10 protein-coding genes are annotated in these 16,962 nt (G+C 42.8%); 7 read left to right on the top strand and 3 right to left on the bottom strand.

The window, feature by feature from the left end; genetic code table 11:
• Nucleotides 1-5 precede the first annotated feature (5 nt).
• The 7 genes from ilvN (at nt 6) to DWX23_RS20615 (ending at nt 10,780) form a co-directional block, all read left to right on the top strand.
• On the top strand, nt 6-560 hold the full coding sequence (ilvN, locus tag DWX23_RS20645; RefSeq protein WP_122357108.1) for an acetolactate synthase small subunit: 555 nt from the start codon (nt 6-8) through the stop codon (nt 558-560).
• Nucleotides 561-594: 34 nt separating this feature from the next.
• Nucleotides 595-1,326 carry an acyl-[acyl-carrier-protein] thioesterase gene (locus DWX23_RS20640; protein WP_122375846.1) on the top strand — a complete coding sequence of 244 codons (732 nt, stop codon included), beginning with the start codon at nt 595-597 and terminating at the stop codon, nt 1,324-1,326.
• A 241-nt stretch (nt 1,327-1,567) separates the two neighbouring features.
• A complete protein-coding gene (gene ilvC, locus DWX23_RS20635; RefSeq protein WP_122357104.1) occupies nt 1,568-2,614 on the top strand; it encodes a ketol-acid reductoisomerase in 1,047 nt (348 codons plus the stop codon).
• Between the two features lie 558 nt (nt 2,615-3,172).
• Entirely contained in the window at nt 3,173-6,457 is a 3,285-nt protein-coding gene (locus DWX23_RS20630; protein ID WP_233587708.1) for a TonB-dependent receptor, read from the top strand.
• A gap of 17 nt (nt 6,458-6,474) precedes the next feature.
• Nucleotides 6,475-8,067, top strand: a complete 1,593-nt coding sequence (locus tag DWX23_RS20625; RefSeq protein WP_122375844.1) for a RagB/SusD family nutrient uptake outer membrane protein — start codon at nt 6,475-6,477, stop codon at nt 8,065-8,067.
• A 459-nt stretch (nt 8,068-8,526) separates the two neighbouring features.
• Entirely contained in the window at nt 8,527-9,324 is a 798-nt protein-coding gene (locus tag DWX23_RS20620; protein ID WP_122375843.1) for a DNA-deoxyinosine glycosylase, read from the top strand.
• Nucleotides 9,325-9,616: 292 nt separating this feature from the next.
• Nucleotides 9,617-10,780 carry a metallophosphoesterase family protein gene (locus tag DWX23_RS20615; RefSeq protein ID WP_122375842.1) on the top strand — a complete coding sequence of 388 codons (1,164 nt, stop codon included), beginning with the start codon at nt 9,617-9,619 and terminating at the stop codon, nt 10,778-10,780.
• A 108-nt stretch (nt 10,781-10,888) separates the two neighbouring features.
• On the opposite strand, the gene DWX23_RS20610 is transcribed toward DWX23_RS20615, so the two are convergent.
• The 3 genes from DWX23_RS20610 to DWX23_RS20600 form a co-directional block, all read right to left on the bottom strand.
• Nucleotides 10,889-12,532 carry a RagB/SusD family nutrient uptake outer membrane protein gene (locus tag DWX23_RS20610; protein ID WP_122375841.1) on the bottom strand — a complete coding sequence of 548 codons (1,644 nt, stop codon included), beginning with the start codon at nt 12,530-12,532 and terminating at the stop codon, nt 10,889-10,891.
• A 13-nt stretch (nt 12,533-12,545) separates the two neighbouring features.
• Entirely contained in the window at nt 12,546-15,638 is a 3,093-nt protein-coding gene (locus DWX23_RS20605; RefSeq protein WP_158607105.1) for a TonB-dependent receptor, read from the bottom strand.
• A 308-nt stretch (nt 15,639-15,946) separates the two neighbouring features.
• Nucleotides 15,947-16,861, bottom strand: a complete 915-nt coding sequence (locus tag DWX23_RS20600) for a FecR family protein (RefSeq protein WP_122375839.1) — start codon at nt 16,859-16,861, stop codon at nt 15,947-15,949.
• Nucleotides 16,862-16,962: the final 101 nt, after the last annotated feature.

Genomic DNA, 16,962 nt, shown 5'->3' with positions numbered 1-16,962 from the left:
CAATTATGAATACGAAAAAATTATATACCGTTATTATCTTTTCAGAAAACACTGTAGGACTTCTGAACCAGATAACCGTTATCTTTACGCGTCGGCAACTGAATATTGAGACGCTTTCTGTTTCTCCTTCGGCTATAAAGGGAATACATAAGTTTACAATTACTACCTTTGCCGACGAGGATACGATCGATAAGGTCGTTAAGCAGATCGATAAGCGTGTAGATATTCTGAAAGCTTATTATAATACGGACGAAGACCTGGTTTATCAGGAGATAGCTCTTTACAAGCTGAGTACCGAACTCTTTATCAAGATGGGAACGGTAGAGGATCTGATCCGTAAATATAATGCCCGTATCCTCGAGATGAACGAAGATTGTGTGGTGTTGGAAAAGAGTGGTCATTATGATGAAACTCAGGCTTTATTCAAAGAACTGAGCGAAACGATCGGTGTCCTTCAGTTTATCCGCTCCGGTCGCGTTGCAATAACAAAGAGTAAAGTGGAACGTCTGAGCGACATGTTATCTTCGATGGAGAAAAAATTGCAGGAGAAACATGCCTGAGAGCAGATAGTATCATTTATAAACAGTATAAATTATGGAGAAGAACAAAGTAGGAGAATTTCATTTCGTAACAGAGTCCTATCTGATGGACTTCCGGGGACGCATCACGATCCCTATGATCGGTAATTATTTATTGCATGCAGCTTCCTGTCATGCCGCCGACCGTGGATTCGGATATAGCGATATGACCGAAAGGCATACAGCATGGGTGCTTTCACGTTTGGCTATCGAGATGACTTCGTATCCTGCTATGTCCGAATCCGTTACTTTATATACCTGGGTGGATGAAGTAGGAAAGTTATTCACCAGCCGTTGCTTTGAGTTGGTAAACGGCGAAGGTAAGACTTTTGGCTTTGCCCGCTCTATCTGGGCTGCGATCGATGTGGAAACGCGTCGTCCGACCTTACTCGATGTGGAGGGACTGAGTGCGTATGTGACCGACCGTCCTTGTCCGATCGAGAAACCCGGAAAGATCGCTCCGGTGGAAAACAATGCATCCGGAGAGTTTTACCGTGTGAAATACAGCGACCTGGATGTAAACGGCCACCTGAACAGTATCAAATATATGGAACATCTGCTCGATTTATTCGACATCGGTATGTTCCGTGAAAAAGAGATTGGCCGTTTTGAGATCGCTTATCAGTCTGAAGGTAAATACGGCATGGAGTTGACGCTCCATAACCAGGAAGTATCCCCCGGAAAGTATAACATGTCCATCTGTCACGATGGCAAAGCAATATGTCGTGCCGCCGTTACATGGACATAACCCGGTTCATTTGCCGTCAGTTTTAACTGACGGATAGGTAATGGATATATAATCGTTGGACTTTAGTCCCATTTCTTACTGATACAGTCGTTGAATTTGAAGAAATGTGGCTGAAGCCAAAACAAGAGCTTAACATCTAAACCGTCGGTTAAAACCGACGGCAAAGGAACCCGGAGAGGATAAATCCTCTCGTTATATAGAGACAAATTATTTTTATATACATTTTAATAGTAAAAAGAAAATGGCAGTAATGAATTTTGGCGGCGTTGACGAAAACGTAGTAACCCGCGAAGAATTTCCGTTGGAAAAGGCAAGAGAAGTATTGAAAGACGAAACAATCGCTGTGATAGGTTACGGCGTACAAGGTCCTGGCCAGAGCTTGAACCTGCGCGACAACGGTTTTAACGTAATTGTAGGACAACGTAAAGGTGGTAAGACTTGGGAAAAAGCCGTTGCTGACGGTTGGGTGCCCGGTGAAACACTGTTCGATATTGAAGAAGCATGCGAAAAAGCAACTATCATCCAGTATCTGCTTTCAGACGCTGCCCAGATTGAAGTTTGGCCGCGTATCAAAAAGTATCTGACTCCGGGAAAGGCTTTGTATTTCTCTCATGGATTCGGTATTACTTACAAAGAACGTACAAACATCATTCCTCCTGCTGATGTAGACGTAATCCTGGTGGCTCCTAAAGGATCGGGTACTTCATTGCGTCGTATGTTCCTGCAAGGCCGTGGCTTGAACTCCAGCTATGCTATCTTCCAGGATGCAACAGGTAAAGCATGGGATCGTGTGATCGCATTGGGTATCGGTGTTGGTTCAGGTTATCTGTTTGAAACGACTTTCAAGAAAGAAGTATATTCCGACTTGACCGGCGAACGCGGTACTTTGATGGGTGCAATCCAGGGATTGTTGCTGGCTCAGTATGAAACATTACGTGAAAATGGTCACGAACCTTCTGAAGCATTCAACGAAACAGTAGAAGAACTGACTCAGTCATTGATGCCGTTGTTCGCTGAAAACGGTATGGACTGGATGTATGCAAACTGTTCGACTACAGCACAGCGTGGTGCTTTGGACTGGATGGGCCCGTTCCACGATGCAACAAAACCGGTATTCCAGAAACTGTATAGCGAAGTAGCTTGCGGTAACGAAGCTCAACGTTCTATCGATACAAACAGTAAACCTGACTATCGTGAAGGTCTGGAAAAAGAACTGAAAGCTCTTCGTGAAAGCGAAATGTGGCGTGCAGGTGCTGTTGTTCGTAAACTTCGTCCTGAAAACAACTAATAGTTGGTGCGATAAATAAGCAGTAAATGTCTTGCGATATAAAGCGGTAATCCGGTCTGTTCCGGGTTGCCGCTTTTTCTTTCCCGTTCCCGGCTAAACATGAACTTATGACTAACTAAGTCTTTCCTTATGACTTAAACTTCCAGGCTATGTTATATGTTAAAACCCATTATCGGTGGAGCAGGTTTGTCGATCTCATATGCTTATTGTATTTGATCGGTTAGGTGTTTTTATGGAGTCGCTTTTCTTAATAGATGAATGTTAAATAGTAAGTAATAAAGTATTAAATATATATTTTTATGCTTGTAGTTATTAATGATAGATTATATTTGTTGAAGAAAGTATGGTGTGTTTAATCAAGATGAATAGATTGATGTTTATGAGTAAAAAGTTGTGTATCTTGATTTTATGAACTTTATTTTATGTATGTGAACCTAGGCGCTTTTTTAAGGAGAGAAGCGCGGCCTCTAATGAAATGAATGCTATTATGATTAAATTTATTTAATTAAAGTCTTGAATTTAACTATGTGGACAGACTCAAAACTAATTAAATCACTAATGTTTTCTGTATTGTTTGGAGCTGCGGGAACTGTAGTTGCAGCTATTCCAACAAGTCCCGAAACGATGGTAGTGCAACAGGGAAATAAGGTCTCAGGCCTTGTCTCTGACGATATGGGGCCCGTAGCCGGTGCTTCTGTCGTAGTAAAAGGAACTTCTGTCGGTACGATTACCGATACCGACGGCCGATTTAGCCTGGATAATGTCCGGCGGGGATCGGTTATTGTAATATCTTTTGTCGGCCTGGCTACGCAGGAGATTACGTGGAACGGGCAAGCTACCTTACATGTTAAGCTGAGCGATGCGACACAGGATTTGGATGAAGTGGTAGTGGTGGCCTATGGTACGGCTAAGAAATCGACCTTTACCGGATCGGCCTCTGTTGTGAAAGCAGAGAAACTGGAAAAGGTGATGGGTACCGGTTTTACGGAAGCATTGCAAGGGATGTCGGCCGGTGTAAATGTAGTGAATACCCAGGGTAATCCCGGAGCAGAAGCCCGTGTTGAAATTCGTGGTATTTCTTCCATGTCCGGAAAAGCCAATCCTTTGTATATTGTTGACGGTATGCCTTATGATGGCGGTCTGAATCAGATCAATCCTACGGATATCGAATCGATGACGGTATTGAAGGATGCTGCGGCTACCTCTTTGTATGGTTCGCGTGCGGCGAACGGTGTTGTGATGATCACGACTAAGAGGGGTAAATCGGCAAAGCCTCAGATTAATTTCCGCGGAGCCTGGGGTACTTCGGATAATGCTGTAAAGAACCCAAAGAAAGCGGATCCGTATCAGCAGTTGGAAAATACCTGGTATGCCCTGTATTACGATGCTTTACTTTATGACGGCCTGGATGCCAAGGCTGCCGGCGATTATGCATCTTCCCAGGCATTGACCAAGCAGGTAAAAGCAACAACGAATTCAAAAGGGGAAGCTATTTATGTGACTCCTTTCAGACATATCAATGAAAACTACGTATTACATGACGGCAATGGTAATCCTTACATGAATCCGAATCTGGAATATGTATGGGATGAAGATGACTGGGATGTTTATAAGGCTATCTTCTCCCGAAAACTGCGCCAGGATTATAGTGTGGATATCAGCGGACAGACAGGAAACGGGAAGACTGCTTATTTCTTCTCCGGTGGGTATCTGGATGATCAGGGATATGGAAACCGCCAGTATTACAAACGTTATTCTTTCCGTACGAACCTGAGTACCGAACTGTTCGATTGGTGGAAAGTGGCTGGTAGTTTGTCTTATTCCCGGCATCGTCAGAATGTATCGGGAGGTGCCAGTCGTGCTGCAAACTTTACCACATCGCTTTCGTCCCCATGGTTGCGTAATGAAGATAATACAGGATGGGTTGTTTCGGAAAAGACGGGAAAGAGAATGTATAATTATGGTAAATATACCAATAACTTCTTTGGAGCGCATATCCTGAACAATTCGGGTGATTATTGGGACAATGAGAATGACGATAGTTTCGATAATAATATGGGACACATTCTCTCGGCTCAGTTTAATACGGAGTTTAAGCTGCCCTTGGGTTTGAAGTTTCGTTCAGCCCTGAATATCGATGATTACTGGTATCGTACGATGAATTATTCTTCTGCTGTGCATGGTAGCGGTCAGACTGCTCCATACGGTATTTCCATCCTGGCGGATGGAGGTTATGCCAGCCGTTATGATTATAATAAGCGCTCTACTACCTGGAATAATGTATTGTCGGGCGACTGGTCGATCGGCGATCACAATATTTCCGGTATGGTGGGGCATGAGTGGTATACCTGGGACTCTCATTATGAACAAGGCTGGGGCTACGGCATTATGGAGCTGGGTAAATACGAATTATCGAATACGACAAAGAATTTTGGCGTATCCGGCGGTCGTGATAAATACTCATTGCTATCTTTCTTTGGGAAACTGGATTATAATTTCCTGAATAAATACTATGTGTCTGCTTCTGTTCGTGAGGATGGTTCTTCCCGTTTCAGCTCCGACAATCGTTGGGGTACGTTCTGGTCGACCGGTGCCTCCTGGAGAGCTTCGAAAGAAGGTTTTCTGGAAGATGTAAAATGGATTGACAATCTGATACTTCGCGCCAGTTACGGTACGACGGGTAATGATAAGCTGATCGTGCGTAATGCAAGCAATGGTAAAGCGGGTGACGAAGTTTTATATGGTTATCAGGGCACTTATGAAAGTGACGACTTGTATCTGAAGTCCGGTTTGAAGCCATCGACAACTCCCACGCCGGATCTGAAATGGGAGAGCAATAAACAATGGAATATCGGTGTGGATTTTTCTTTCTTCAGTCGTCTGAGCGGTACGGTGGAATATTATTCCCGTACATCTCATGACCTGTTGTATTATAAAGAATTGCCTTTATCGGCACAGGTTGGCTCGGCTTCCGGATATAATATGAATATCGGTGACCTGCGTAATAGCGGTGTTGAAATAACGATCAATGCCAATATCTTTACTTCAAAAGATTTCAGATGGGATATCGATGCCAATATGAGTACCTTGAAGAATGAGGTTACTTATCTGCCGACAGGTGCATATACGTATGCTGGTACGGCTTGTACCTATAAAATGGAGGAAGGTAAGTCTATCTATGAATTTATCGCCCCGCAATATGACGGCGTAAATCCGGAAACAGGTTTGCCGGGTTGGTTGATCCGTGATGGTAACGGCGGTTGGGTACGTACGGAAGATCAGGCGAAAGTAACTACCGATGATTTCGTATACTGCGGTTCTGCCATTCCTAAAGTATTCGGTTCTATCACCAATAATTTCCAGTTTAAAGGGATCGACCTGTCGTTTATGTTCTATTATTCTTATGGATCGAAGATTTCCGACTATACCTATAAAGAACGTATCATGAACCGTCCGGGTGTGGGTGTCGTACAAGAATTGGTAGAAGACCGCTGGAGACAGCCGGGTGACGCGGGAACGCTTATTCCTCGCTGGTCGTATAACCAATATGGCGCAACGGTAAAATACGCCGATAACTTTGTGTTCGACAACCATTACTGGCGTCTGAGAAACCTGACTTTAGGCTATACTTTACCAAAGAATATCAGCCGTAAGGCATTGGTAGAAAACCTGCGTGTGTATGTGACAGGTAATAACCTGTTGACTTTCGGGCCGGCAAAGAAACGCTTTACAGATCCCGAAACAGGTGTAATGGGTAACAGTTATAACGGTAACGCTGAAACGGATAACGGTATTCAGGGTTCCAGAAGACTGTATATGGTCGGTATTCAAATCACATTATAAATGTAAAAAAGATATTTATGAAAAGATTATTTATAAACATATCCTTCCTGTCCCTCGCTCTTGTAGGTTTTACTCTAACAGGATGTGATGACGATCTGACAACCAGTTCGTATGTGAAAGTGAATGATACGGATGTGCTCGAAAATATATCCCAGCTGGAAAAAGTCTTGACCTCGACTTATAAACAGTTGTATTTTAATACGGATAAAGGCGATCGTGTATTTGCCGGACTTCCGGGCTTCCAGATGTATGTCGATGCAGGAGGTGCGGATATTGTGAGTCATACCAATATGGGAGGCGATCAGGTCACGTCTTATCAATATTCGAATGCAAAGACTCAGGCGGATGGAAATGCATCCAAGATATGGTCGATGTGCTATAACGTGATCAACCGTGCTAACATTATCCTGACCAATGTGGATAATGCCAGCGGTGATGAAACGCAAAAGAAGCATATCAAGGGGCAGGCACTGGCTATGCGTGGAATCCAATATTTCCATTTGATCCAGAATTACCAGCAGACGTATGTTATTGCCAAAAACAAACGGGGGGTAATCTTGCGTACGTCTTCCACTGATGAGTCTCATAAAGGTTTTTCAACCGTGGAAGAGATATATACCCAGATCGTATCCGATCTGACTACTGCTAAGTCGTTGCTTACTGATTATCGTCCGGAAGACCTGTGGTTTATAAACTCTGAGATTTGCTCCGGTATCCTGGCTCGTGTATATCTGGTGATGCAAAACTGGGAAGGTGCTTACAATGAAGCTAAGGTTGTTTATGACAATCATAGTCAGTTGATGACGCGTGAACAGTATCGTTCAGGTTTCGATGACATGATTTCCGGTAATTATGCAGAGGTTGTATGGGCGATGAAGTATACTGCCGACAATAACCTGGGAGGTAGTACGCAGTTTAACTTCTGGTACAACCAGGATGAAAGTTATGGCGAAGGATATGCGGATGGTCCGATCTATTCTTTCCTGGATTACTTTGTAGATGAGCAGTTTGTGAAATTGTTTGAAGAAAAGGAAGACCGTTATCAATTCTGGAAGCGTACAAAGAACGCAAACAAAGAGATCAATACTAAATGGGCGTTCGATAAGTATAAACATTACGGAGAAGATGGAGGAAGTGTGATCCAAAGTGCTACCCGTCCTGAAGTATGCCTGATGCGTGGTGCTGAAATGCTGTTGATCATGGCGGAGGCTGCTGCTCAGAAAGGAAGTACAGGAGAGGCTCTGACTTTATTGAATCGTTTGCAGGTAGCACGTAATGCGACTCCGACAACCAACGGTAGCGGAGATGCGCTGTTGGAAGATATCTACAAAGAACGGCGTAAAGAGCTGATCTGTGAAGGACAGGCTGGTTTTTATGATCTGGTTCGTTTGCAGAAGCGATTGGTGCGTTATGGAGAAACGGCTGCAAATCCTGCCGGACATTATGTGTGGGGTATGCAATATCTGAATGGTTATAACGTCAGCGATCCTCAACCGGTGGGAATTCTGGAATCGAATGATTACCGTTTCTTCTGCCAGATCCCTCAAATGGAGATCCTTAATAACGATGCGATCTCTGAAGCTGATCAGAATCCCTGGAGCGGTCAATGATACGTGATTTCATACTAGAGGGAATTGACTTGTAGGCAATATAAATAAAGAAGTGAGGCATGTCTTTAAAGGCATGCCTTATAACCTTTCGGCTCTAATTATTGCAACCAATTAAATCATACAACTATAGCTCTTAATTACGTTATTCAAGCACGGAAGAATCCGCGCAAACCGACAGAACCTGCAAAGTGTTACCTTTCTGCACTGGTTTGTAATTATTTGCTAAATTTGTCCTCGGTTAAGAGTAATGGTGACGTAAAGCTACAACAGTTCAGAACATTAAATCTCTATTCGATAACTTGGAGATGTGGTGAATTGGAAATAGGATGCTCTATTTTGACTGCCTATCATGCAAAAATCAACAAGATAGGTACTCAAATTAAGAGCATTTGAGTACCCATAAACAAGTTGGTTGCAAGTTTACGGACAACTTCACCGACAGAATAAACTAACAAAAAAATGAGTGCAATTACAAAATTCATAGACGACTATCTGACAAAGTCAGGTAAAATAGGGATTGACCCTGTTGAAGCTAACGCTTTACTTGAAAAAGCAGGGATTTTGCGAGACAGTAAAAACAGACCGGGCAAACCACTTAGGGACTTATTGCGGAAAGGACAACTACCACACGCTTTTCAAGCAGGTGGTAAAGGTTCAAGTTGGACAATTCCACATTCGAGTAAAGGAAAAAGTTTGGCTTCAAATTATTCGTCCACTAAGCCGGCACCCAAAACACAGACACTGCCAAAATCTGTTGTTAAGCCAACAATTTCAAACCATTCAAAAAAGTCATTCGCACCATTGGCGACAGACGACATTGAGATTTTGATTTTAGGCACAATACCGGGCGACAAATCGCTTGAACTTGGCAAGTATTACGCACATCCAAGAAACAGATTTTGGAAAATAATTGCAGAGATAACCAACGAACAAATTCCGACAACTTACACGGACAAACAGAAATTATTAGGACGACACAAAATCGGACTTTGGGACGTTGCAGAAGGAGCAAACAGAAAAGGAAGTTTAGACACAGACATTCTTGATGCAACACCAAACGACCTTGACGGTTTTGTGCGGACACACGACAAAATAAAAGTTATTGGTTTCAACGGAATAAAAGCACAAAATCTTTTCGCAATGTTCTTCCAAAGAAATCCGAAAATAACTTATTTCGCATTACCAAGCACAAGTCCTGCAAACACAGGAATGACGTTTGACGAAATTTGTAATCAATGGCGACATATTTTAAAGTAGAACGACACCTTAATTACTTGTTTCATAACTCTTTTTTTAAGGATTGTTTTGGCGTAGTTTGGAGTATTTACTATTTCATGCTTACCGAAAGAAAAAGGCAATGGATTAGTAGCAAAACTTTCGCTCAACCTCGCTATATTGTTCATTATAGGCAAAATGAATAATATAGCGCCAAAAGGCCGAATAATCCTAATTACTAAACACTTACTTTATTCGTTCGCGTTTTGCCATTCTTCCAAAGTCTTTTTCTATCTTTGTAGAATTCAAATCATTAATAACTTAAAATAATACCATGAAGAAGATCAGTCTTTTCTTTCTCTTTTTTCTATTGACTGCTCTCCCTATTTTTGCTCAGGAAGATATCAAAATTACCCATGCCCCCTATCTGCAGAATCTGGGTGAGAATGAAGTAACAATTGTATGGACAGTCAACAAGCCTTCGATCGGGTGGGTGGAACTGGCGCCTGACGACGGAACACACTATTATCAGACGGAACGCCCGAAATTCTTTAATGCGAAGAACGGTATCAAGCTGACATCTACCGTTCATGCTGTCCATCTGAAAGGATTGAAACCCGGTATGCGTTATCGTTACCGGGTCTATTCGCAGGAAGTCCTGAGCCATGTGGGCTGGCGGGTAATATATGGAAATGTAGCCGCCACCTCTGTTTACGGAAAAGAACCATTGGCGTTTCAGACCAGTGACCACGGCAGACAAACGGTTAATTTTGCGATGGTGAACGATATTCATGGAAAAAGCGACGTATTGGAAAAGCTTATATCTCACTGCGATTTGAAGTCGACCGATATGTTTCTGTTCAATGGGGATATGGTTTCTATTTTCAATAGTGAAAAGGAAATATTCGAAGGTTTTATGGATAAGGCGACAGCACTTTTTGCTTCTGAAATACCGATGTACTATACCCGTGGAAATCATGAAACTCGCGGCTCGTTTGCCACGGCTTTCCAGGATTATTTCTCTCCTAAGCAGGAGCATATCTATTATACGTTTCGCCAGGGACCTGTCTGTTTTGTAATCCTGGACAGCGGAGAAGATAAGCCGGATTCGGATCTGGAATACGCCGGTATAAACGTGTATGACCAGTACCGTACGGAACAGGCTAAATGGTTGAAGGACGTACTTGAAAGCAAGGAATATAAAGAAGCACCCTTCAAAGTCGTCGTTTGCCATATTCCTCCTTTTGGCGGTTGGCATGGCGATCAGGAAGTGCTTGACAAGTTTATACCGTTACTCAATAATGCCAATGTCGATATCATGCTTTGTGGTCATCTTCACCGCTATATACGGAATGAAGCGAAGGACGGTGTGAAATTCCCGGTTATTGTAAACTCTAATAATACGGTGTTGAAAGCTGAGGCTCAAAATAATAAACTAAGCATAAAGGTTCTTGATCAGGATGGAAAAGAGGTCGATAAACTGATTGTAAATAAGTAAAGACTGAGCCGGATATAAATGATTCCCGACAGGTAGTGTTGTTGCTGCCCGTCGGGAATTTTTGTTGTTCGATTGGTTAGAGAGTTCTTTTCATAGTATAAAATGATATTAGTCTTTACCTACATATCCTTGATTTTGCCTTAAATTCGGATTAGCCAGAATTTCACTTTCCGGTATTGGCCAGACTTCATTCTTGTTTTTCCGGAACTGTCTTATTTCTATCTGTACCTTTTTGCCGGTAACCGGATTTACTGCCCCATATATAGGACCATTCATTGTTTCTTCACCAATATCCCATCTACGGATGTCCATATAACGGGTTCCTTCGAAAGCGAGTTCGATGCGGCGTTCCCGGCGATACAGTTTGCGTACTTTTTCTTCACTGTTGTATTCGGCTGCAGTGACAGGTCGCTGACCGGCACGTTTTCGTATATCATTTATATAGTTTAATACGTCCGCATGATTGTATTGACCGGTCTCGATCAGGCATTCTACATAATTAAGCAGGATCTCGGCATACCGGATGATCATATAATCGTTTCTTTGACTGGTCCGGTCCTGTGGATCATAAAACTTCTTTAGCATGAAACCACTTCGGGAAGCATTGGGCCTACCGACTGCTTCCGGTCCTTCACCCCACGGGTCGTAAGTATATTGTTCGAAAGTTGTATTGTCGTAAGGCATCACGATGGTTGCATACAGGCGTGGGTCACGATTGTCGTTATATAAAGGATCTTTCGTATAGATGTCCAAAGAGTCAGCGTCTAATTCATCCAAGGTCTTTCCCTGTTTGGTTTCAAAAGCGTTCACGAAGTCGAGCGTAGGCCATGAGGTACATTGTTGACCCAGTCCCGGACCGGAAAAACGAAAATAAGCTTCTTTGCATCCTCCCGGCTTGATAAGGATTCGTTCCTTATTTGCTCCGTCCATACTGACTGTCCGGAATAAATCCCTGAAATTCCGAGCCGGATCGTCATCTTCCGCATGGGTGTAGAATAATTCGTACCGGCCACTGTTTATAATCTCTGCTGCAGCTTGTCTGGAAACATCGTAACGTTTGGTGTTCAGGGCTATGATCGATTTAAGGGACAGGGCTACGGCTTTATCCATTCTGTCTTTTTTAGCATCTTCATATTTGAAAGGTAGTGCTTCGATAGCCAGTGCCCGGTCCAGTTCCGCCAGCATGAAATCGGTAACAGCTTCGGGGGTAGAACGTTCCATAAAATTCTCGTTCGGCGATAAAGCATGATCAACAACAGGGATACCTTCTTTATATCCGAAGTATTTAAACAATTCCCAATGATAGTATGCACGTAAAATAATGCATTCCCCACGCATTCGTTCTTTTTCATTCGGGTCGATAAAGTAAGCCTTGTCCATATTCTCAAGCATACGGCAACAGTTCCGGATATTCTTGTAATAAGCGTTCCATACCTCGGTGATACCTCCAAAGGAATTGGGACTATCCGAAGTGATGGTACTGTTACCGATGGTCGTAATAAAACCTCCGAAATCGGCTCCGTGATACGTATTGTCGGTAAATCCTTCATAATGAATGATCGATGCATAAGGGGAAGTATAATGTAGTGAACCGGAAGGTAGCGAATAACAGAGGTTTAGGGCTGATTCTACTTCACCGCTGGTTTTCCAGAATGTATCGTCGGTTGCTCCGAATGGATTATCCCGTGTTAGAAAATCGCTGCAACCGGATAGTAAAACGATAAGAGTCGATAATAATAATGTATTTTTCATATCTGTATTTCTTTTAAAATGAAATATTTATACCTGCAGAATAGGTCTTTGACAGAGGATATGTACTTTCTCCTCCTCTTGATTCCGGATCGATCTTGTTCTCCTTGGCTATCGTGAACGGATTCTGTAAGTTTACAAAAAAACGCAGATTAGATACCCAGTATCTATTGGTAAAAGAAGAGGGGAGCGTATAACCAAGCTGGATATACTTCACCCGGCAGTAGCTGGCATCGAAAAACCAATAGTCGGATGATTTACCATTATCTCCGGAAGTCGGTGTCAGGCGGGGAAAGCGGGCATTCGGATTTTCTTTTGTCCAATAATCCAGATGGAAATTCTGTGGACTGGCTGCATTACCGATAGGATCGGAATAGACTCCTCCATAATAAGCATCGACTCCCGATACACCTTGCAACATGATTTCAAAATCGATATTTTTCCAGTTCAGGCTCAGATTGGCAAAGTAGTTGAAATCAGGTTCTCCGTTTCCCATTACTTTACGGTCGTTTGCCGTGATCATTTTATCCCCGTCGAGATCCATATAACGAATGTCTCCGGGTTGTTGTCCGTCTATGATGACAATACCCTCTTTGGGTGTATAACTACCATCGCTTTGCAGGATAAAATCACTTTCCTGCAATAATCCGTTTGAGACATATCGGTAGTGGCTGCTTAGCGCATGCCCTTCTTTGTCGATATGGCTACCCCCGTCGTAAGGGCCTCCCGGTAATTTCTCGATTTTGTTCTTGTTGCGCGATATTCCCCCGAAAGCAGAAACACTCCAGTCTCCGAATGTTTGCATATAATTCATGCTGAATTCCCAACCCTTATTTCTGATTTCCCCGGCATTGATATCCGATTGGCCGATTCCGCCGACAGCAGACAAGGGTGGTCGTAAGATGATGTCGGAAGTGAGTTTGTCGTAATAATCGAAGGTTATGTCTATCATATTATTGAAAATGCTGAAGTCGACTCCCGTGTTGAACATGGCTACTTTCTCCCAGGAGATATCCGGATTCCCGAAAACAATCTCGGAACCATTTCCCGGATCGATGGTGCTTTGGTATTTATAGGCTCCGATATTTTCGTTTCCTAATAACCCGTAAGAACCCCTTAACTTCAGGTTGTTTATCCATTTAACCTCTTTCAGGAAAGACTCTTTGTTTACATTCCAGCCGATGGCTCCGGATGGAAACCAACCGAATTTGTTTCCGGGACCGAAGCGGGATGATCCGTCACGGCGAATAGTCGCTTCGAACAAATAGCGGTCATCATAGGTATAGTTTGCTTTTGCTAACAAGGATTGCATGGCATATTCATCCCATACACCACTGTTGTTCAGTTCGGCATTTACTCCGGCAATGGCAAACAGACGATGCTTTTCATGAAATGTCTTGGTATAGTCGACAGTTCCTCCAATATAATAATAACTGGAGCGCCAGGTAGACGATGGCTGAAAGTTTGCCCATGTAGCGATGAGCTGTCCGTTATCGTAATCGAAGAAGTTGACAGCACGCCGGTCTCCTTTGGTTGCTCCGCTATTCACCTGGTAACTGAATTGTCCGGCCAGGTTTAAACCGGGAATTATTCCCCATTTGGGTTGTAAGTTTACACTTATGTTATCTGTCAGGTTCTCTGTGAATCCCCCTTTTTCGATTTGTGCCAGGGGATTTCTCATACTCGATCCGTAGTTCCCGTAATACTCATTGGGGTCTCCTTCCCTTTGCGGATATTTGCCAACGATAGTCGGAGGTGTCCAGTATAATAACCAGATAGGATTGAAAGCCCCGGTCGCACCGTCTACACTGGCCTTATGCTGTGTGCCACGAATTACGTTCAGGTCGACACCTACTGTGATATTCTCCCGTAAACTGACAGTGGTGTTTGCCCGCAGGTTCAGACGGTCGTATGTGAAATCCTTTACATAACCGGTTTGTGCCATATAATTACCTGTAATGGCAAAACGGGCGATGCTACTACCTCCGTAGACCGATATCGAGTGACTTTGTATCGTCGCATTTTTCCATAATAAATCTGTCCAGTTGGTGTCCGGATATTTGTAGGGGTCACTTTGGTTGATTGTTTTTTGTATCGCATCCTCTGTATAGACCGGATCACCCCCGTTGTTTTTGTATGCTTCGTTCATCATTCTCATGTAAGTGGGAGCATTCACAAAATCCGGCATATAGGTAGCTTTTTGTACACCGCCATATCCATTGTAACTGACTTTTATTTTGCCGGGTTGTCCTCTTTTGGTTTTTACCACGATAACTCCGTTAGCCGCACGAGCCCCGTAAATGGCTGCCGCTGCCGCATCTTTTAATACGGTAACACTTTCAATGGTGGTCGGATCGAGATTATCCATATCCATTGGAATGCCATCCACTAAAACCAAGGGTGACAGATTACCCATCGTAACACCACGGATCTTGATTATTGCCGCATCTCCTCCCGGCAAACCACTCGATTGTGTTACCGTGATACCTGTAACGCCTCCTTGCAGGGCTTGCGATAAAGAGGTGATCGGTTTGTTATTCAGTGTCGCATCCAGCTTTACCTGCGAGATGGAAGAGATACTGTTCAGTTTTCGTTCTTCCGTAAAACCGGTTACGATAACTTCTTCCAGCGCACTGATATTTTCTTCCAGCGAAATGATCAGGTTCGACTGATGGCGTTTAACCAGATATTCGACCGGCTTATAGCCAATATAGGAAAAAACCAGTATATCATCGCGTTGGGCTTCGATATGAAAGAGTCCGTCCAGATCGGTGGCCACACCTTGGTTGCTGCCTTTTATCTGGATGGTAACGCCCGGCAGGGGAGAAGGGGGTTCCTGTTTGTCGAAAACCTGTCCTTTTATCGAAATCTTATTATTCGCCTGCTGGCTTTTTTGTTCTGCTTTATAGAGAATGATATGTTTGTTCTCTATCTTGTAACTGATGTTTTTGTCTGTTAATACTTTATCTAAAATACTTGAAACAGTTTCCTTTTTAGCGGAAACTGATACTTTGGGGCTGAGGTCGATTTGGGAATCCTCATAGAAGAAGGAGTATTCGCTATTCTTTTTTATAACAGATAGAACTTCTTCTAGGCTTGCATTTTTCATGGTAAATGAAAAAACTTTAGTTTGCGAGTATGTCTCTGCTGAAACATATAAAGCGCAACAAATTAGAAAAAAGGCTGTAATTCTCATAATTCGCTTCAATTTAGGACAATAAATGCCTGAAACGAGATGCTTGTCTTGTTTTTTTTTCATACTTTTGTGAAGAAATTTAATTGCTAATTAAGTTTACGTGTTTGCTTCTGCAAACGCAGAGGATAGGAAATACGCCAATATTTCCTATTCTTTTTTTGAGATGTTATACCATAGGCGATATTAGATTAGGTTTATATTCTGATTGTTTTAGTAATTCCTTATTTAATCGTGATAATATTGTTTTCCTTTCGATAGTTTAGTCCACTACTTATTTTCAGGATATTCAATATCTCATCAATAGTTTCTCCCCGGATAAAATCGCCGGTGAAGTGGCGGTTGGCAACTTCCGGATTTTCAATGATAAATGTTACACCAAACCCTCTTTCCAATGTCTGGGCGAACTCCGGAAACGGGGTGGAGTAAAAAGAATATTTACCGGTTCTCCACATGGATGCAGTTAGCGGGTCCACCTGCTTTTTTGAAAACGTATTCATCTGTTTGTCGAAGGTAACACAGTCGTTCGGTTTCATCTCCAGCATCTGATTGGAGGCCGGATGGCTGATCTGGACACGACCTTCTTCCAGTATCGTTTCGACGGACATATCGTTCGCATAAGTTTTCAGGTTGAATTTGGTCCCTAAAACTTTCACATCGATAAGCCCGGTGTTAACCAGGAAAGGTTTTTCCGCATTTTTTGCAATCTCGAAATAGCCTTCCCCTACAAAAGACACTTCGCGTGTTTTTCCTGTAAATTGTTTCGGATATTTCAGGTTAGAACCTCCATTTAAAAATATTTTGCTGCCATCGGCTAGCAATACCGAATCGCGTACCCCTTTTGGGGTAGATATTTCAAGCCAGGCCATATGCTCGTTTTCCGGACTATCTGTAAAGAAGTTATATCCGATAGTGAATAGTACGAGTAGGGAAGCTGCAATTGAAACAAAAAGAATCCTCCGTTCCTTTTGTCTTTTTCGTAGCTGTATCCGGGTAAGGATTTTATCCTGGACACTTCCTTTGCGCTTCCGGATGGCTTCCGGATCAACCAGGCTCCGGATTTGCTCAGCCAGCTTATCTGCTAATTCTACGTCAGATAAAACTTCCCATGGATGATTTGACTGTTTTTGACTACTCATATCTTCTCTTTTATAAATAAAATCCTCGGGGGATTATTTATGCCTAAAAGAAAATTGATATTTAGTGTTTGTTAACGATTAGTTGCTTCTGCGTGGTTTAC

This window comes from Parabacteroides sp. AF18-52, from assembly GCF_003479145.1.
In the GTDB taxonomy this organism is placed as follows: domain Bacteria; phylum Bacteroidota; class Bacteroidia; order Bacteroidales; family Tannerellaceae; genus Parabacteroides; species Parabacteroides faecis.
Note: the sequence above shows the minus strand (reverse complement) of the source record. Positions and strands in the feature narration are given on the sequence as shown.

Excerpts from the sequence above, each read along its gene's own strand:
- ilvN (WP_122357108.1), top strand. The coding sequence starts at position 6 with ATGAATACGAAAAAATTATATACCGTTATTATCTTTTCAGAAAACACT.
- DWX23_RS20640 (WP_122375846.1), top strand. The coding sequence starts at position 595 with ATGGAGAAGAACAAAGTAGGAGAATTTCATTTCGTAACAGAGTCCTAT.
- ilvC (WP_122357104.1), top strand. The coding sequence starts at position 1,568 with ATGGCAGTAATGAATTTTGGCGGCGTTGACGAAAACGTAGTAACCCGC.
- DWX23_RS20630 (WP_233587708.1), top strand. The coding sequence starts at position 3,173 with ATGTTTTCTGTATTGTTTGGAGCTGCGGGAACTGTAGTTGCAGCTATT.
- DWX23_RS20625 (WP_122375844.1), top strand. The coding sequence starts at position 6,475 with ATGAAAAGATTATTTATAAACATATCCTTCCTGTCCCTCGCTCTTGTA.
- DWX23_RS20620 (WP_122375843.1), top strand. The coding sequence starts at position 8,527 with ATGAGTGCAATTACAAAATTCATAGACGACTATCTGACAAAGTCAGGT.
- DWX23_RS20615 (WP_122375842.1), top strand. The coding sequence starts at position 9,617 with ATGAAGAAGATCAGTCTTTTCTTTCTCTTTTTTCTATTGACTGCTCTC.
- DWX23_RS20610 (WP_122375841.1), bottom strand. The coding sequence starts at position 12,532 with ATGAAAAATACATTATTATTATCGACTCTTATCGTTTTACTATCCGGT.
- DWX23_RS20605 (WP_158607105.1), bottom strand. The coding sequence starts at position 15,638 with ATGAAAAATGCAAGCCTAGAAGAAGTTCTATCTGTTATAAAAAAGAAT.
- DWX23_RS20600 (WP_122375839.1), bottom strand. The coding sequence starts at position 16,861 with ATGAGTAGTCAAAAACAGTCAAATCATCCATGGGAAGTTTTATCTGAC.